Origin of the sequence: Paenibacillus sp. PAMC21692 (genome assembly GCF_014303795.1) — a bacterium.
GTDB classification, from domain to species: Bacteria; Bacillota; Bacilli; order Paenibacillales; family Paenibacillaceae; genus Pristimantibacillus; species Pristimantibacillus agaridevorans.
Window position 1 is genome coordinate 4895433 of sequence record NZ_CP060293.1, and the last position, 18588, is coordinate 4914020.

13 protein-coding genes are annotated in these 18588 nt (G+C 53.1%); all 13 read left to right on the top strand.

Translation table 11 applies throughout. The features are described from left to right. Nucleotide 1 precedes the first annotated feature (1 nt). The 13 genes from H7F31_RS19615 to H7F31_RS19675 all read left to right on the top strand — a co-directional run bounded on the left by H7F31_RS19615 (nucleotide 2) and on the right by H7F31_RS19675 (nucleotide 18580). Entirely contained in the window at nucleotides 2-940 is a 939-nt protein-coding gene (locus H7F31_RS19615; RefSeq protein WP_187100145.1) for a carbohydrate ABC transporter permease, read from the top strand. Between the two features lie 56 nt (nucleotides 941-996). Continuing rightward, nucleotides 997-2142 carry a family 8 glycosyl hydrolase gene (locus tag H7F31_RS19620; protein ID WP_187100146.1) on the top strand — a complete coding sequence of 382 codons (1146 nt, stop codon included), beginning with the start codon at nucleotides 997-999 and terminating at the stop codon, nucleotides 2140-2142. A gap of 187 nt (nucleotides 2143-2329) precedes the next feature. Beyond that, on the top strand, nucleotides 2330-2893 hold the full coding sequence (gene lepB, locus H7F31_RS19625) for a signal peptidase I (RefSeq protein WP_187100147.1): 564 nt from the start codon (nucleotides 2330-2332) through the stop codon (nucleotides 2891-2893). Between the two features lie 108 nt (nucleotides 2894-3001). Then, nucleotides 3002-4483, top strand: a complete 1482-nt coding sequence (locus tag H7F31_RS19630; RefSeq protein WP_187100148.1) for a sensor histidine kinase — start codon at nucleotides 3002-3004, stop codon at nucleotides 4481-4483. Then, nucleotides 4480-5169, top strand: coding sequence for a response regulator transcription factor (locus H7F31_RS19635; RefSeq protein WP_187100149.1), 690 nt, complete (start codon nucleotides 4480-4482; stop codon nucleotides 5167-5169). The genes H7F31_RS19630 and H7F31_RS19635 overlap by 4 nt, the downstream gene beginning before the upstream one ends. 24 nt (nucleotides 5170-5193) lie before the next feature. Further along, nucleotides 5194-8235, top strand: coding sequence for an efflux RND transporter permease subunit (locus H7F31_RS19640; protein ID WP_187100150.1), 3042 nt, complete (start codon nucleotides 5194-5196; stop codon nucleotides 8233-8235). Between the two features lie 966 nt (nucleotides 8236-9201). Then, a complete protein-coding gene (locus H7F31_RS19645; RefSeq protein WP_187100151.1) occupies nucleotides 9202-9588 on the top strand; it encodes a DUF3889 domain-containing protein in 387 nt (128 codons plus the stop codon). A gap of 221 nt (nucleotides 9589-9809) precedes the next feature. Next, nucleotides 9810-12197 carry a DUF7408 domain-containing protein gene (locus H7F31_RS19650; protein ID WP_187100152.1) on the top strand — a complete coding sequence of 796 codons (2388 nt, stop codon included), beginning with the start codon at nucleotides 9810-9812 and terminating at the stop codon, nucleotides 12195-12197. An 80-nt stretch (nucleotides 12198-12277) separates the two neighbouring features. Then, on the top strand, nucleotides 12278-13210 hold the full coding sequence (locus tag H7F31_RS19655; RefSeq protein ID WP_187105434.1) for an ABC transporter ATP-binding protein: 933 nt from the start codon (nucleotides 12278-12280) through the stop codon (nucleotides 13208-13210). Next, entirely contained in the window at nucleotides 13203-14138 is a 936-nt protein-coding gene (locus H7F31_RS19660; RefSeq protein ID WP_187100153.1) for an ABC transporter permease, read from the top strand. The genes H7F31_RS19655 and H7F31_RS19660 overlap by 8 nt, the downstream gene beginning before the upstream one ends. 63 nt (nucleotides 14139-14201) lie before the next feature. Next, entirely contained in the window at nucleotides 14202-15935 is a 1734-nt protein-coding gene (locus H7F31_RS19665) for a hypothetical protein (protein WP_187100154.1), read from the top strand. Between the two features lie 660 nt (nucleotides 15936-16595). Continuing rightward, nucleotides 16596-17585, top strand: a complete 990-nt coding sequence (locus H7F31_RS19670; protein ID WP_187100155.1) for an AAA family ATPase — start codon at nucleotides 16596-16598, stop codon at nucleotides 17583-17585. Continuing rightward, the gene (locus tag H7F31_RS19675) at nucleotides 17582-18580 is read left to right on the top strand and encodes a DUF58 domain-containing protein (RefSeq protein ID WP_187100156.1); all 999 of its coding nucleotides are present in this window, start codon (nucleotides 17582-17584) and stop codon (nucleotides 18578-18580) included. The genes H7F31_RS19670 and H7F31_RS19675 overlap by 4 nt, the downstream gene beginning before the upstream one ends. Nucleotides 18581-18588: the final 8 nt, after the last annotated feature.

The window sequence follows — 18588 nt, forward strand, 5'->3', positions numbered from 1 at the left end:
GATGGCCGGAATGACAATCAAGAGGTTCAAAAAACGGAGCAGAAGGCCGATGTCGATGGGCGACCGATTGTTCGAATACGGCAACTTCATCTTTCTTACGCTGCTGATGGTCGTGACCTTGTACCCGTTTCTAAATACGCTGGCCGTATCGCTGAACAACGCAAACGATTCTATTCGCGGAGGCATCTATATGCTGCCCCGGATCTGGACGCTGGAAAATTACAAATACGTGCTGGGCGAAGCGACGATCTTCCACGCCACGATGATCTCCGTATTGCGCACCGTCATCGGCACCGTGTTGACGGTATTCTGTTCCGCGATGGTGGCGTATACCGTAAGCAGACAGGAATTCGTGCTTCGGAAATTCGTGACGGTCGCTTTCATACTTACCATGTATATCAACGGCGGTCTTATTCCGAATTTCTTGCTTATCCGGGATCTGGGACTGATCGACAGCTTCTGGGTCTATATCTTCCCCGGCTTGATCGGCGTATTCAATCTTATCATCATTCGATCCTTTATCGAGGGCCTGCCGGAGAGCATTCTGGAATCGGCTCGCATCGACGGAGCGGGCGAGTACCGCAACTTCTTCAGCATTGTGCTGCCGCTTAGCACTCCCGTGCTGGCAACCGTTGCGCTCTTTAGCGGCGTCTATCAATGGAATCAATGGTTCGACGTCTTTCTATATAATTCGTCCAATATCGAGCTAAGCACCTTGCAATATGAACTGCAAAAAATATTGCAAAATTCCAATGCATCGATGACGTCGAAGTCGGCAAGCGACGCGTTCGCCAACGCGGGTCAGCACGGATCAGGCGTTACGCCGTTTTCCATCCGCGCGACGATGACGATCGTGGCTTCGCTGCCGATCATCATGGTATATCCGTTTCTGCAGAAGTACTTTGTAAAAGGCATGATGGTGGGCGGCGTGAAAGGCTGAAGAGGTTATGAGGCTGCAAGCGGAATCCAGCTGCTGCGAACAGGAGGAACTACAGAATGACTGAGGGACAAGGCGCTTATTACACGGGGAAATACCGCAATTTGTTCGATGAATGCGGTTATGGGCCGAATGAGATTGAGAACAGGCTTGCGGATGTCTGGGAAGCGTTGTTCGGCGATAACGAAGAGACGCGTATTTATTACCCCATGGGCGAGACGCAAGGCTATTTGCTGGACACGGGCAATCTGGACGTCCGCTCGGAAGGCATGTCATACGGGATGATGATGGCGGTGCAATACGGACGCAAGGATTTGTTTGACCGAATATGGAATTGGACGTATTCCTTTATGTATATGAAGGAAGGGGTCCACAAGGGGTATTTCGCTTGGTCGTGCAAGCCCGACGGGACGCGTTTGTCGAACGGGCCGGCGCCTGACGGGGAGGAATATTTCGCCTTGGCGCTGCTGTTTGCTTCCCACCGATGGGGGGATGGCGAAGCGCCTTATGATTATGGCAAGCAGGCTCGCGATCTGTTGCGCACATGCATCCATCAAGGCGAGGACGGAATCGGGTATCCGATGTGGAACCAAGACAACAAGCTGATCAAGTTCGTGCCGGAGGTCGAGTTCTCGGATCCGTCCTATCATTTGCCCCACTTTTACGAGCTGTTCGCGTTATGGGCTTACCCCGAAGACCGAAGCTTCTGGGAAGAGGCTGCTTCGGCAAGCCGGGATTATATCCAGCTTGCGAGTCATCCCGAGACGGGACTGACGCCGGAGTATGCCTATTATGACGGAACGCCGAACGATACTCGCGGCTATGGACATTTTTTTAGCGATGCTTACCGCGTCGCGGCGAATATCGGCTTGGACTGGGAGTGGTTTCGGAAGGACGGGAGGCAGCGGAGTCTTGCAAATCGCATACAATCCTTCTTCGCAGGCAAACGGCCGGAGGATTACCGCAGGTACCGGATTAACGGAGAACCTTTCGAGGAGAAGGCGTTGCATCCCGTCGGCTTGCTGGCCTCCAATGCCGCAGCTTCGCTTGCCGCGGACGGACCGCATGCCGAGGACAACGTCAGGCTTCTGTGGGAAACATCCGTAAGAACGGGAGACCGCCGCTATTACGACAATTGTTTGTATCTGTTCGCGATGCTGGCGCTAAGCGGGCGATACCGGATTTGGTTTCCTTCGGGAAACTAACAAATTTAAAAAATGGAAAAAGCAGTCTCCGGCTTGTTGTTGCTTGCCCGGGACTGTTTTTTGTCATTTCCAAACGATAGACCGGCCAGAACAGGAAACTTTCGCCAACGACTTTCGTATAACGTATAGGTTTTGGGCATATTCGCCATATCGCGCAATCATTCGAAACTTGAGGAGAGACATGCAAATGGAAAATAACAAGGAAAAGCTCGAATCCGGTAATCGCGGGTGGACGAGCAATTGGATGAAAGAGCTGAGAGACTGGACTTTATCGTTAGGCGTTGCGATTACTTTGGCCATGTTGTTTCAGACATACGCTTATGCCCAGACGGAAGTACATAACGTGTCCATGCAAAATACGCTCGTCGAAGGAGAACGGCTGATCGAAGATAAGTGGTCGTACCGGGTAAGCGAGCCGAAGCAAGGAGATATCGTCATCATTAACGGACCGGAGCATGAACTTCGTCTTGTAAAGAGAGTCATCGCGCTGGAAGGTCAAACGGTCGACATCGCTGATGGAGCTGTATTCGTGGACGGAATCAGGCTTGAGGAGCCTTATGCGAAAGGAGAGACGTTTCCGGGCAGTCTGGATGTCCCCTTCGTCGTTCCGTCCGGACATGTGCTTGTTTTAGGCGATAATCGCGAAAGAAGCCAGGACAGCCGCGACTTCGGACCTGTCGCGTTATCCAGCTTGGAAGGCAAGGCGGTGTTCCGAATTTGGCCAGTCGACCGGATCGGCAGTTTGAAATAACTTTCGTAACGTAATAAATTTGTAATATTTGATTACAATTTCGTTTAGAATTAGCCTTTATGATAAACGATAGATGAAACATCCTAACCCGGGAACGGAGCGTGATGCATGTCCATTCGCTTGAAACTGTATATGTCTTATCTGGCGATGGCCGTCGTCCCGGTCATCCTGTTAATTCTGTTCATCATGATCATATTCGCCAGCAGCGGCAAGCAGGACATTAGGGATCTGACAGAGGCGAAGCAAGACGAGAACTTCAATCAGGCCTTAGTTTATGGTGAACTCATGTATGTGCTTCGGGAAGATACGGGCCAACTTCAGAATCCGGAATTCCTGACGGATCTGCAGGAGCGGCTTAGCGAGCAGTGGGCGGGCCTCATTATTTCCAAGGATGACAGGGTTACCGATGTTTCTCCCTTTCTGAGCTCGTTATCGGAGGAAGAGGATTGGCAAGAACTTGCGGAAGAGCCCAACGAAAGATTATTTTTCCGCAATTATCGTTTTACCTCTCATGAGCTCGACTTTCAATACCCGGATGGAGGAAAAGGAAAGGCGCTGTTGCTCTATCGGGTAGAACAAATTCCGTTCTTCTGGCATCCCCTGACCATGATTCTAATGTTGTTGTCGATCGTGCTGTCAAGCATGCTGCTCACCTACTTCGTATCCCGAAGCATTATCAAGCCGCTTCAGTCGCTCCGGTCTGCAGCACTGCAGATCAAGGAAGGCAATCTGGCAGAGCCGGTCACTCCGAGAAGAAGGACGTTCAAGAAGAAAGTGGGCAGCGGAGACGAAGTGGCCCAGCTTGGCGCCGCCTTCGAAGAAATGCGGGCGAGGCTGAAGCATTCCATTGACCAAAGCCTTCAATATGAAGAGAACCGCAAGCTGCTGCTGTCCCATATTTCGCATGATCTAAAAACGCCGATATCTGCAATTAAAGGATATGTCGAAGGGATCATGGATGGCATCGCCAATACGGATGAAAAGCGAAGCCGCTATATGGGCACGATCTACCGCAAAGCGTCGGAGATGGATCACTTGATCGACGAGCTGTTCCTATTCTCCAAGCTGGATCTGCAGAAGGTGGTTTACGACTTCAAGACGGTGGATATCGCGAGATATGTGGATGACTATCTCGAGGAGCAGCGCTTCGAGCTCGAGAAGGATGGCATCGTGCTTCGGCTTCATAATAAGGCGATGCAGGCGGGACTGCTGGTGGCAGCCGATCCGGACAAGCTGAACCGGGTGTTTGCCAACATCTTGTCCAATGGGATCAAGTATATGAATCAGCAGTCCGAACGGAGTGAGGCTACTATCGTCGTTACGGTACAAAAGTCCGAAGGAGATGCTCTTATCACCTTCCAGGATACGGGTCCGGGAATCGAAGAAGAGGATTTGCCCCATATATTCGAAGGTTTCTACCGCGCGGAGCAATCCCGTAATTCCGAGACAGGAGGCAACGGGCTTGGACTAGCCATCGTAAAGCAGATCGTAGAAGGACACGGAGGCACTGTATGGGCGGAGAACGCGGCGGAGGGCGGAGCGATATTTTGCCTGAGGCTGCCAGCAATAAAGGCGGTGAACGAAATATGAAGAACATCCTGATTATAGAAGACGAGAAGTCCATTGCCGAATTGGAAAGAGATTACCTGGAAAGCCACGGCTATTCGGTAGAGATCGAAAGCCGCGGCGATGTTGGGCTGCAGCGAGCATTGGAAGGCGGTCATGATCTTATCATCCTGGACGTCATGCTGCCCAAGGTTGACGGCTATGAAATATGTCGTCAAATTCGCGGCAAACATAATATGCCCATCCTGATGGTTACCTCAAAAAAGGAAGACATCGACAAGATTCGAGGGCTTGGACTCGGGGCAGATGATTATATTACGAAACCTTTTAGCCCAAGCGAGCTTGTGGCCAGGGTCAAAGCGCATCTCGCCAGGTTCGACAGGCTGACCGCGGATAAAATCAATCCTGGCAATATCGTTCAGATTAGAGGCTTGATGATCGATAAATCGGCTCGCAGAGTCACTATCCACGAGAAAGAGACCATGCTGACCTCCAAGGAATACGAGCTGCTGCTGCTTCTCGCATCGCATCCCAACCGCGTATTCGAGAAAGAAGAACTGTTCGAACGCATATGGGGACTGGATTCCAACGGCGATGCCGCCACGGTAACCGTCCATATCCGCAGACTTCGCGAGAAGATCGAACATGATCCGTCCAACCCGCAATATATCGAGACGATATGGGGCGTTGGTTATAGATTCAAGATTTGACGATAGACAGAGGAGTGGGAGACGTTGAAGAGTATTATTCAATTTTCGCTGAACAACAAATTCGCATTATGGATCATCACGCTTATCGTGTTGTTCGCAGGCTTACAGGCCGGTACCAGCATGAAGATGGAGACGATTCCGGACATTACGATTCCGATCGTCAGCGTCACGACCGTATATCCGGGAGCAGCGCCGGAAGAAGTAATGGACAAGATAACGAAGCCGATCGAGCAGCGTACGCGGAATATGTCCGGCGTAAACAACGTATCATCGACGTCGTTCGAGAACGCATCGTCCGTCGTGATCGAATTCGATTACGAGACGAACATGGACGAAGCGGAGCAAGAGGTAAAAAGCCTGCTAGGAGAAATCGGGTTCCCGGAAGGCGTACAGTCGCCGTCCGTATCCCGAATCAGCCTCAACGCATTCCCCGTACTATCGCTTAGCATCTCCAACGATTCGCTGGATTTGGCCCAACTGACCAAACAGGTGAACGAAAGCGTCATTCCGAAGCTTCAAGGTCTTGAGGGCGTTGCCGATGTCCAGATCTCCGGACAGAACGTGGTAGAAGGCCAGCTTGCCTTCAAGCCGGAAGTTCTCGCCGAGATCGGCATGACCGAAGAGATGATCAAAGGCATTATTCAAGCTTCCGCCATGTCCGTCCCTCTCGGAATTTTCGAATTCGGCGAATCCGAGAAATCCGTCTTGGTCGACGGCAATATCGTAAGCGAGGATGATCTTCGCAATCTGATCATCGTCCCTGGCGTTAAGCTCAGCGATGTGGCCGACTTGAGTGTCGTGGACAAGGCGGAGTCGATCTCCCGAACGAACGGCAAAGATGCCATTGGCGTCAGCATCGTCAAATCGGCGGATGCCAATACGGTTGACGTCGTCAATCTGGTGAAGGATGAGATGTCGGCCATACAGGCGGACATCGATGGAATGACAGTAGAGCATTCCTTCGACCAAGGCGAGCCGATCGAAGAGTCGGTTCACACGATGCTGAGCAAAGCGATTATCGGAGCGCTTGCCGCTATCGTCATCATCCTGCTGTTCCTGCGCAACATCCGTTCGACGATTATCTCCGTCGTATCGATTCCGCTGTCTATCCTGATGGCGATGCTTGTTCTGAAACAGATGGACATTACACTTAACATTATGACCCTCGGCGCAATTACCGTCGCCATTGGCCGGGTGATCGATGACTCCATTGTCGTCATCGAAAATATTTACAGGCGTATGTCGCTTGCCGGCGAGAAGCTGAGCGGCAAGGCGCTTATCGCGGATGCGACTCGCGAGATGTTCGTTCCGATCATGGCATCGACAATCGTAACGGTTGCGGTATTCCTGCCGCTGGGCTTCGTGTCCGGCATGGTCGGCGAAGTATTTATGCCGTTCGCGCTTACCGTCGTGTTCGCGCTGGTCGCATCCCTCATCGTTGCGATCACGGTCGTGCCTATGATGGCCCATATGATGTTCCGCAATGGTCTCAAGCCGGAGCAAAGACACGAAGATAAGCCAGGTCGTCTGGCACTGTGGTACAAAGGCGTATTGAACTGGTCGCTTAACCACAAACTGGTCACATTCGGCGTCGCGGTTCTGCTGCTTGTGGGCAGCTTCGCGCTTGTTCCCGTCATTGGCACCAGCTTCCTGCCTGCGGACGAACAAAAAGCTGTAATCATTACTTACAACCCGGCTCCTGGCGAAACAAGAGAACAAGTAGAAGAGCTGGCGCTTAAGGCGGAAGCGCTTCTTGTGCCCGAAAAGCGCGAAGGCGTCAAGGTGCTGCAATATGCGGTCGGCGGAGCCAATCCGATGAATCCGGGCGCGTCCAAACAAGCTTTGTTCAACATTAATTACGATAAGGATTTCCAAAACTTCTCCGAAGAGAAAGCAAAAATCCTTCCTATGCTGCAAGAGCTTGGCGGACAGGGCGAGTGGAAGGAGCAAGACTTTACCGGAGGCGGACTCGGCGGATCCGGCGTGACCATGCAAGTTTTCGGTCCCGACATGAAGGCTCTTGAGCCGGTCGTAAGCGAGTTGGTCGCGAAGCTGCAAGAAAATGACGAGTTGACGAAGATCGACTCCAGTCTGGCGCAAACGTACGAACAATACCGTATCGTCGCCGACCGTGACAAGCTGAGCCAGCATGGATTGACAGCAGGTCAGGTTGCGATGGCGCTTAGCCCCGTGAGGAGCAATCCGGTGCTGACGACGATCGAGGTCGACGGCGAGGATGTTAATATCTATGTAAAAACGGAAGAGAAAACGTACACCAGCTTGTCCGATCTTGAAAATGTATCCATCATGACGCCAATGGGAACGGAAGTCGCCCTTAAAGATGTCGTTACGATTGAAGAGGGCGAATCTCCGAATACCATTACGCGTCTCAACGATCGTGTATACACGGAAGTATCTGCAGAGGTAGCTTCCTCCGATGTCGGCGCCGTCTCGAAGGATATTCAGAAGACAATCGACAACATGGACCTTCCAGGCAACATTGAGATTACGATGGGCGGCGTAACGGAACAAATTAACGAAACGTTTACCCAACTGGGCCTTGCGATGCTCGCTGCGGTTGCCATCGTGTACCTGGTGCTTGTATTAACTTTCGGCGGCGGACTAACTCCGCTTACGATTCTGTTCTCCTTGCCGTTTACCATTATCGGCGGCCTGGTCGCTCTGTGGATCGCCGGAGAGACGCTCAGCGCAACGGCAATGATCGGCGCATTGATGCTGATCGGCATCGTCGTAACGAACGCGATCGTATTGATCGACCGCGTTATTCACAAGGAGCGGGAGGGCTTGTCCGTACGCGAAGCTCTGCTGGAGGCCGGCGTTACGCGCCTTCGCCCGATCCTGATGACGGCGATCGCGACGGTAGGCGCTTTGCTTCCTCTGGCACTCGGTTTCGAGTCCGGCGGTCTCATCTCGAAGGGGATGGCGGTGACGGTAATCGGCGGTTTGATCAGCTCGACGCTGCTCACGTTGATCATCGTACCAATCGTTTACGAGGTGCTTAATCGCAAAAAAGCAAAAAAAGGAAAAGCAGCTACAGCAAAATAAATTTCGAGCAGTCCCGCGAGTGAATCATTTGCGGGGCTGTTTTTATTTTGGAAATTTTGCAACCCCAAGACTTGGGGAAGTAAGTAAGCAAGTTTTTTTTCAGATGAAAACGATTGAAAAATCTAACAGATCTTAGCGGCACCTTTTGTCCTTTGATGAAGCATAAAACTATACTTCAATTTGCCACATGGCTGGCTTAAGGAGCCATTGAAACATAAAACTAAGCTTCATTTGCCCGTATAGGTGGCTCGAGTAGCCGATGAAGTATAAAAACTTCATTCGACCACGATACTCACCTGTTCTGCCCCTTGCTCAACCAAAATAAACTGTGAAATAATGAAGTAAATTAAACTGTAAAAACAAATGTGAAAACAAATGGAATAGAGGTAGGGACGCTCCTTGTGGTAAAAAGTTACCGTGTTCCTCGATGTGAAAAGTATCAATAGCTTCGTATTAAATAAGGGGAAAAACTCCATTTAATATTAGCTATTTCATCTCTCTTCGAAGCATTAAAGGGAAATCCTCCCACTAATTCAAGCATAATGATGGGGAAATGCCAATTGGATCGAGAATTGAGGGCGTTAATCCCCTTAAAGTCGGAAAATCTGGTTTAAAAGCAAAATTAGAAGGTGATTTTCCTTTAACATCCTCTATTCTTCTTGAGTGGCAGCATTCACAATGCACTCACAATCATCGTACCGATGTCGACTATCCCGCGTTAAACGTCTCTCCCTCCATACGACGTCCCATTGATGCCCATTGCTCTACAGACACTAAGCCTGCACTCACTTAGCAAACGTCTGCTTCTGGTTAGAGGGCCGCGTCCATTTGGTGATGGGTGGCGCGAAGATTTATGCAAAATACATTGAATCGTTTGGAAATGGGAGTTCTGCGCATAAATTTCCGCAGAAAGGGGTAAGCTGACAACTGCCCGCAAACAGCGGGCAGAAGGCGGGGTGAAACACAGTGCTTCGGAATGTGGTGGTGAAAACCATTCTTCTCCTCATGAGTCTAGCTCAAGGCGAATCCGTTACGGCATTGCACCACGATCCACTATTGCTGCATGCTTCCTCATCCGGTAAGGAAAACTCGGCTATTGTGCAGGCAGCTGCGCCCGCTTATGCCAAGTGGGGGAGGTTAGCCGTGCAAGAAACGGCAAAGGCGTATAACGGAGCCGCCATCGTCGACTACAAATACGAGGGGCGAAGTCAGCTTGGCCAAGGGATAGTCGAAGAAAAATTCCGGTTATGGCTCAATCAGAGCGGTCGGGAGTTCGGCGTCCGGGTCACCGTATCGGTAGAAGTAGCGACGGATACTTCACGCGGCGTGAAATTCGAAGAGCTAACGTATTAAAGACAGAAACAGCGATCTATTCAAAGCCAGGATAAGATAATCTATTCCTGAAGCGTTGAATGAATACGCTGTTTTTTTTAATTTCTATTCCTCTATAAGTTGCGACTTATGCCAACTATCATATTTGGAAGAAATAGCAACTTTTTGGCGTTAAAAACCGTTACAATAGAAAGAGGCAAGGCATGCTTTTAAATGAATGTTGAAAGAAAAGGGGAAGAGGCGTGAGAGGAGAACGTACATATCGACAGCCATTCATGGCGAGAGCGGCGTTGGCCCTAATTGTATTCCTGCTGGCTTGGCCGGCGCTCGCAGTCCATGCGGATGGCGAAGGATCCGGGATTAGTCTTCAGTCAACGATCGGCTTTCAAGGCGGCTACAAGGACGGGCGCTGGTATCCGGCTAGGCTAACCTTGACGAACGATACGGACGATACGTTAAAAGGCGATCTCGTATTATCCTACATTAACGGGGACAATGTCACGACGAATTCCGTCGTTCCATTGGAACTTCCGCCGGGATCGCCGGTGCAAGTGACTGTAGGCGTGCCGGGCGTCATATTGAACAAAGACAGCAACCGAATCGCCTTCTACGAGGGCGGCTACAATGAAAAAGCCAAGGGGAGACAGCTTGGCGAGAGAGGATATCTTGATTCCCGCAATTCGCTAAGCTACATGATCGGAGTTGTATCGCGAGATCCGGATACTTTTAATTTTATGCCGCAGTTGAATCAGAAAGGGTACGATATCGCCGTTTATCCGCTTAAACCCGAAGACTTGCCGGACGAAACGGAGCTATTGGATTCGCTGGACGTTATCGTTATCAACGATATCCCCACGGGAGACTGGAGCGAGAGCCGGATCCAGGCGATTCGGGATTGGGTCATTAGAGGCGGAACGTTAGTCCTCTCCGGCGGCGCCGGCTATGAACAAACGTCAAGAGCATTTGCCGAGCTGGCGCCTGTGGAAGCGGGGGGCACTTCGCAATTAACAAGCGCCCTGGCTCTGGAGTCGGCTGGAGGGGAGAGTCTGGCGCTGCCGAATGGTCTTACGGTATCAAATGGCAAAGCCGTCCGCGGCACGGCTATCGTTGTTGAAGGCGAGGTGCCGCTCGCTGTGTCCGCAGAACAAGGCTTCGGACAAGTCGTATACGCGGCATTTGATCCTTCCCTGGAGCCGATGGCTTCGTGGGCGGGAAGCTCATTGTTGTGGGCCAAGCTTCTGAGCGACACCTTAATGCCGACATCTGTAAATGCGGCAATGGGATCAGGCGGATATTTGAATCAATATTGGCAACTTAACAATATTCTCGATTTGTTCCCATCCATTAAACAGCCCGAGCTGCTGTTGCTTATAGCAATGTTAGGTATTTATATATTAGTAATTGCGCCTATGTTGTATATCGTGCTCGCTAAAGCCGATCGCAGAGAATGGGCATGGTGGCTCATCCCGGTATTATCGATCGTCATGGGGGTCACGGTGTTCTTCATCGGCTCCGGCGATAAGCGGTCCGTTATGTCGCATACGGTGGAGATCGTAGAAATATCCGGTGATGGGCACGCCGTCATATCGGGAGGCACAGGCATCTTTACTCCGGCCGGCGGCACCGTTACGGCGTTGTTCGACGAAGCAAAACCTATTCGTTTCTATGGCGACAACGGAATGAGAAACGGCCTCAATTCAAACGGACACTATCAATTATGGAGTGGCGACGCGGAGACCAAGGCCGTCTGGAAGGGCGTTCCGTACTGGTCCACTCGCAAGCTTTGGACAGATCGGCAAGCAGCCCCTGCAGAAGAGACAGGTACTCTGGATGTGAGCTATAAGGATGACAACGGCACTTCCAAAGCCATCGTCACCAACAATACGACGGTTGATTTGACCAACGTCCATCTACTTGCGCAAGGATCTTCAACGTCGATTGGCGATCTGAAGAAAGGGGAAAGCGGCGAAGCCGTAATGCCGTCCATGCCCGCTCAAGGCTACTTTTATTACGGCGGAAGCGTGTTTCCGCATCCAACGAATAACAGGCAAGTCGATGAGCATCGCAGACAACGCGAGCTTCTTGATATGTACTTCAATCGATTCAATGGCGGAGTGCTGCAGGCACAACAACCTGTTATCGTAGGTTTTAGCGAAGACCATGCGAACCAATACTTGGTCGACGGCGCCAAAGTCCAATCCGATAATTTACGTATGTGGGTCAAGGAGCTGGAGCCCGTTATCCAGACTGGCGGCCGGGTGCACGTCCCCGCAGGAGCCATGTCGCCCATTATGACTTCGAATACGATTCAAAGCTACAGCTCATACGGCGACGGAACGATGCAAATCGGCGAGGGAGAGATGGAGATGGAATATTTATTGCCGAACGGGTTTGGAGTCGCCTACGACAAACTGGATATAAATTTCGTCAATGGAAACAGCAATCCAAACGCGGTGTGGAGCATCTGGCAGGAATCGACCGGCCAATGGGTCGAGCTTGGCGGCAAACTGGAAGCGCCGGCTGCTTACCTGACTCCCGCGCAATCTATACGTCTTAAGATGGTCAGTACATCGGAAGGCACGATCTGGTTGCCGCAGCTGACGTTGGAAGGAGAGGTTTTGCAGCCATGAGCGAAGATAAGGCAACTTTTGTACACGAGAACGAAGCAGAGAGCGGAGCCAATACGGCTGTGGAAGCCGCTGCAGCGCCGATGATCGAAATACGAGGGCTAGCAAGGTCCTTCGGCAGCTTCCATGCGTTGAAGGGCATTGATCTCACGATCGGTAGAGGAACCGTATTCGGATTCGTCGGTCCCAACGGCGCGGGCAAATCGACGACGATGTCCATCCTCGCCACGCTGCTGGCGCCATCCGCAGGAGTGGCGAAAGTAGACGGCTTCGATGTCACCAAACATCCGCATGAGGTTCGCAAACGAATCGGTTATATGCCGGACTTCTTTGGCGTGTACGACCAGTTCAAAGCCGTTGAATACTTGCATTTCTATGGAGCGAGCTATGGCATTCCGAAGGCGGAGCGCGAGGCGCTCATCCCGCAGTTGCTGGAGCTTGTAAACCTGACGGACAAACGGGATGCTTACGTGGACAGCTTGTCCAGAGGGATGAAACAAAGACTGTGCCTCGCGAGATGTCTCGTACATGATCCGGATCTGCTTATTCTCGATGAACCCGCTTCCGGCCTAGATCCCCGCGCCCGGATCGAGATGAGGGAAATATTGAAGGAACTGAAGTTGATGGGCAAAACGATTATTATTTCCTCTCATATTTTGCCCGAGCTGGCGGAGATGGTAGACGAAATCGGCGTCATCGAGCACGGTCAAATGGTTGCGGTAGGCAATGTAGCCGATATTCAGAGCCGGCTGCGCGTTAAACGAATTCTGCATATCCGATTGCTTGACCGCCTGGAGGAAGCCGAAACATACTTGGAAGAACAGCCATTTGTCAATAAACTGCTGCGCGACGATCGCGGCATTGGAATCCATTACGGCGGCGATGACTCCGATCAGGCGGAGCTGTTGTCCGGACTGATGGGGCAGGGCTTCCGTATCGTATCCTTTAGCGAGGCGCAGACGAATCTTGAGGATGTGTTCCTGGAAATTACGAGAGGGGGAGCCGCCGATGAATGAACATGCCGCTGCCGGAAGAGACAAATTCAATTGGCGTTCGAAGCTGATCAACCCGGTGCTAGACAAAGAGTTCCGGCTTCGCATGCGCACGCCGCGTGCCATGTGGACGCTGTTTTTCTACTTATTCGCTCTCGGACTTATGTCGCTGAGCGCCATCTACTTGACGCAAGGAATGTCGGGAAGGGGCGCGGCCTTCAATCCCGAGCAAAGCAAGATATTGTTCTATTTTCTAAGCATGGCGCAGCTTGGCTTGATTGCCTTTATGGCGCCAGGTCTGACGGCAGGCGTCATTAGCGGCGAGAGGGAGAAGCAGACGCTGAATTTGCTGCTCACGACGCAGCAAAGCTCCGCGACGATCGTTCTCAGCAAGCTGGTGTCATCCTTAAGCTTTATGATTCTCATCGTGTTTGCTACGGTACCCGTTTACAGCATGATGTTTCTCTATGGCGGAGTTTCGCCGAAACAGCTTGTGCTCGTATTTGTTTTCTACTTGTTCATGATGATTGTGCTGGGTTCGTTCGGCGTTTTGTTCTCGACCCTGTTGAAGCGCACGATGATATCGGTAATCTCCACCTATGGAGTGACGTTGTTTATGTTCGCGGGAACAGCCATCTTGTTCTTCGTCATGCAAAGCGTCATGGATCAGGCTCGCGCAGCGGGAACGATCTCGGCAACTACTTCCTATTCATGGGTCGGCCATATTATCGCGCTGAATCCTGTAGGCGCCTTGTACAGCATTCTTGACCCTTCCATTTCCGATCAGGCGTTCATGGTCAATCGCTGGAGCGGGAACACGCAGCCGAAAGGCGCGCCGATGGCTTTGTGGCAAGAGTTTATGATTGTGTTCGGCGTTCTTGCAATTTTCGCGAATTGGATGGCAATCCGCAATTTGCGCCCTCGGCTGAGGGGGAGAACGGGACGTAAGTAAGCCAGGGCGAAGGAAGGAACGAGAAAACTGGAGAAACATGACTTTTTAGGGGGGAGGTTCAGGATGAATAAGGATCCATTGCTGCATGACCTAAGCAAAGTGAAAAAGCGCCTGACCTTATTCGCACTGACCCGGATGGGGTTGTACGGCTTGCTCGGGGGGAGCTTAGCGGGCGCGATTATACTTGCGGCCAGCCGGATTTGGCCTTTGCTGCATACGCGGCAGATGCTACTGATCGTTGTAGGCGCTGGCTTGGTTGTTGGCATCGGATTAGGGATCTGGCGGCGCGCAAGCGTACGTGACGCGGCCAGGCAGATGGATCGGGGCGAACCGCAAGATGCCATCTCGACGGCCCTGGAAGGGTTAATGCCGAAGGATCCTGGTTCCGTTAGTTCCGCTAATGAGATTATCGTGCGATTGCAGCGCGAGGAGGCAGAAGAAGCCGCCAGACGTTATACGTCGGATTTGAGAAGATCTTTGCCATGGCCTGTCTGGAAACGGTGGCGACCCCTCGTATTTGGGGCGTTAGCTGCATGGTTGATGATCGTTCTGCTTTTGCTGTTGCCTAATCCGTTGGATGACAGGGCGGAAGCGTTGGCGGAATCCAGAGAGGCGATCCGTCAGATGGAAAAGGAACGCGAGGAGCTCGAGAAAAAGCTTGAGGAGCTTGAGCTGCCTGACGAGGAGAAGGAAAAGCTGCTCAAACCGCTTGACGAGCTGCGCAAGGAGCTCGAAGAGCCGGGCGTAGACTCCGTTAAGGCGCTTAAGGAGCTTGAAGCGGCAATGAAGGAGCTGGAGCTCGCGGCAAAGGAAGCGCAGGCTGCAGCTCAGCGATTGCAGGCTGTAGCGGACGCGATGACGGAGCAGCGCGAGCTTAAAAAGATCGGCGAGGCGATGCAAGCCCGCGCCGCCGAAGCGCTCGCAGACGCGATCGACGAGCTTCGCTCGCGTCTGCGGGAGCTGTCGCCAGCGGAGCGCGAAGCGCTGGCGGAAGCGCTGGAGCGGCTGGCTGGGCAGCAGCCGCAAGAAGGCGCCGCCGGCGAGCTCGCGGCGGCGCTGGATGAGGCGGCGCGGCAGGTGCGCGACGCCGGCGAAGCTTCGGCGGGCGAGGGTGAGCCCGCCGGTGGCGAGGAGGGCGGCGATGGCCTCGCCGCCCTGGAGCAAGCGCTCGCCCGCGGGCTGACGCAGGGCGAGCTGGAGGAGCTGGCCCGGGCGGCTGCAGGCCAGCTCGGGCAAAGCGGCCGCCAGCTGGCGGAGTCGCTGGCCGCGCAAGGCGGCGCTGTGCCGCCGTCTTGGGCGGCTGGCCAAGCGGGCAGCAGCGGGGCGAGCCCTGGCGGCGGCAGCGGAGCAAGCCCTGGCAGCGGGGCGGGCCAAGGCTCTGGCAGCGGAGCGGGCCAAGGCTCTGGCAGCGGAGCGGGCCAAGGCTCCGGAAGCGGGGCGGGCCAAGGCAGTGGCAGCGGAGCGGGCCAAGGCTCCGGAAGCGGGGCGGGCCAAGGCAGTGGCAGCGGAGCAGGTCAAGGCTCTGGTGCCGGATCAGGAGTCGGCGGTCGGGAATTGGTGACAACGCCCAGAAGTATGCAGGGAGAGGGCCAGATCGAGAACGACTTTGGTCCATCGAACGGTGGAACCACACAGAATGGCGGACAATCTCCGATGATCGACGGCACCACTCGTCCATACAACGAAGTGTACGGCGAATACGCCGCAGAAGCGAAGCGGACACTGGGACGAAATCAACTGCCCGCCAGTATGCAGGATAAAGTCAAACAATACTTTGATCAAATACAACCGGACTAACGATTCCGTGATTCCATGTTGCGCGCCGGCCCTCCCGGGTCGGCGTGTTACTGTAGTACGTAACAGAAGGACTTGACTGCACAACGAAAATGATATTTCGTACACAAACGGTCGCGTAAGGAGAATCGGCAAAAACGAGTATGAAAAATCATACACGTCTGCTCAATAAGTAACTTCTGACCACAAATGAGTATGAAATATCATACTCAATAACCCGTCAAAGTGCCGTGCGCCACTATTGTATATGATTTTTCATACACAATCGTATCGCGCAAGGGGAATCAGCAAAAATGTGTATGAAAAATCATACACATCTACTCGAAAAGTAACTTCTGTTCACAATTCAGTATGAAATATCATACTCAATTACCCGTCAAAGTACCGGGAGATTTTTCATACACAATCGTATCTCGCAAGGGGAATCGGCAAAAATGTGTATGAAAAATCATTCGCGTCTGCTCAGAAAGTAACTTCTGTTCACAATTGAGTTTGAATTATCATACTCAATCACTCATCAAAGTGCCGGGCTGAGAAAACAATTGAGAAAAATAAGATTATGAAAACGATGATAAAGAAGAACACGTTTAATAAGAACAAAAGCAAATCCGAATACAACAGGGACCCTCTACGCCCCTGCAACCATAAGAGGAGGCATTAACTATGATAGAGTCGAAGGAGCAGCTTGCGGAGGCTGCGGGCCGGATTGCGGCGCTCAGGGAGGAAGTCGGGAAGGTGATCGTGGGGCAGCGTACGGTTGTGGATCAGCTCCTTTGGTGTCTTGTGGCAGGCGGACATGCTCTGCTGGAGGGGATTCCGGGACTAGGCAAAACGATGCTGGTCCGTACCGTAGCCGACGCCGTGGCGCTGCAATTCTCCCGCATTCAATTTACGCCGGATCTGATGCCGTCGGATATTACGGGGACGACGCTGATCGACTTCGGCGCGGCGGGAGCCGCAGCGCAGCGCTTCCAGCCGGGACCGATCTTTGGCAATCTCGTCCTGGCGGACGAGATTAACCGCGCGACGCCCAAGACGCAGAGCGCGCTGCTGGAAGCGATGCAAGAAGGCACGGTAACGGCAGGCGGCGAGACGCATAAGCTGCCTCGGCCGTTCTTCGTATTGGCTACTCAAAATCCGATCGAGCAGGAGGGTACGTACCCGCTTCCGGAAGCGCAATTGGACCGATTCCTGTTGAAGATCGGAGTGGATTATCCGACGCGGGAAGATCTAAAGGAAATCGTTCGCCGCACGACGACAAGCGCGAAACCAAGCGCGAACACGATCATTAGCGGTAGCGAGCTGCTGGAGCTGCAAGCTGCGGCGAGGGAGCTGCTTGTCTCCGAAGATGTGCTGGATAACGCGGTCAAGCTTGTCATGATGACCCATCCCGGCGAGGCGGACGCGCCGGAAGAGATCAAGCGATATGCAAGATTCGGAGCAGGACCGCGCGCGCTGCAGGCGCTTGTGTCCGTAGCGAAGGTCAAGGCGCTAGCCTCCGCCAGGCTTCATGTGTCATGGGGAGATATCCGCGATGTCGCGTTGCCTGTTCTGCGGCATCGCATCGTGCTCAGCTACGAAGCGCAGGCGCTTGGGATGGATACGGACGCCATGACGATGTCCATTATTCGCGAGATCGAGGCTAAGCGATGACTTCGACGAAGGAGCTCCAGCAGATAAAGGGCGGTGACGAGGCTTTCTCCTATTTGTTCCCGGAGTCTGGACTGCTCGCAAAGCTGGAGCGAATGAGTCTGGCCGGAGGAAGCCGCGTACAAGGGACATTGGCGGGCAAACGACGCTCGACCTCGCTCGGCGGCTCCCAGGAGTTCGCCGATTACAGACCGTACGCGCCTGGCGACGATATTAGACGAATCGACTGGAACGTGTACGGACGAACGGGCAAACCGTTCATTCGCCAATATTGGGATGAGCAGGAGCTGCATGCTACGTTGTATATAGATGTTTCCGTCTCCATGTCGAATTTCGGCGGTGAAGAGGCCAATAAGCTGACATGCGCCCTACGTCTGGCGGCAGCCGTCGGATACGCCGCCTTGTGCGGCGGTGATCGTCTCTCCGTCCGAACGTTCGCCGGACACGGGATGGACGAAGGTGTGCGGCTGGCAGGCGGCCGCGCGTCATCGTTGCATCTGTTTCGGTATCTGGCCGACCAGAAGCCAGCAAACCCGACAGCAGCCCTTCCGCCTGACCCTTCAGAGACGCGGGAAGCAGATGTCAGTATCTCCGATTTGTCTAAGTCATTCCGGCAGCCGGGGAGATTGCCCAGAAGAGCAGGGGTGAGCTGGGTGTTTACGGATGGCTGGTATGAATCGGGGATAGCTGAGACGCTCCTCGCTCTTGCAGCTGCCGGTCAGCATGTCGTGTTCGTCCAATTGTTGTCTCCGCAGGAGCTCGATCCGCGCCTGGATGGGGAATTAAGGTTGATCGACGCGGAGCTCGGCACTGGCAAGGAAGTGGCGTTGTCCGGCGGCTTGCTGCGACAATACCGTCAAACGCTGGCAGAATTTCAGGACGAGCTGAGACGGCAATGCACCGATCGCGGCATCCCGTTTGTCTTCATCGACACATCCAGATCCATTTCCGATATAGTAGCCAGTCTTGCCACAATTCCGAATACGCTGCGGCTTTAGGGGCTGGT

Coding starts and splice junctions, on each gene's coding strand:
- H7F31_RS19615 (WP_187100145.1), top strand. CDS start 2: ATGGCCGGAATGACAATCAAGAGGTTCAAAAAACGGAGCAGAAGGCCG.
- H7F31_RS19620 (WP_187100146.1), top strand. CDS start 997: ATGACTGAGGGACAAGGCGCTTATTACACGGGGAAATACCGCAATTTG.
- lepB (WP_187100147.1), top strand. CDS start 2,330: ATGGAAAATAACAAGGAAAAGCTCGAATCCGGTAATCGCGGGTGGACG.
- H7F31_RS19630 (WP_187100148.1), top strand. CDS start 3,002: ATGTCCATTCGCTTGAAACTGTATATGTCTTATCTGGCGATGGCCGTC.
- H7F31_RS19635 (WP_187100149.1), top strand. CDS start 4,480: ATGAAGAACATCCTGATTATAGAAGACGAGAAGTCCATTGCCGAATTG.
- H7F31_RS19655 (WP_187105434.1), top strand. CDS start 12,278: ATGATCGAAATACGAGGGCTAGCAAGGTCCTTCGGCAGCTTCCATGCG.
- H7F31_RS19660 (WP_187100153.1), top strand. CDS start 13,203: ATGAATGAACATGCCGCTGCCGGAAGAGACAAATTCAATTGGCGTTCG.
- H7F31_RS19665 (WP_187100154.1), top strand. CDS start 14,202: ATGAATAAGGATCCATTGCTGCATGACCTAAGCAAAGTGAAAAAGCGC.
- H7F31_RS19670 (WP_187100155.1), top strand. CDS start 16,596: ATGATAGAGTCGAAGGAGCAGCTTGCGGAGGCTGCGGGCCGGATTGCG.
- H7F31_RS19675 (WP_187100156.1), top strand. CDS start 17,582: ATGACTTCGACGAAGGAGCTCCAGCAGATAAAGGGCGGTGACGAGGCT.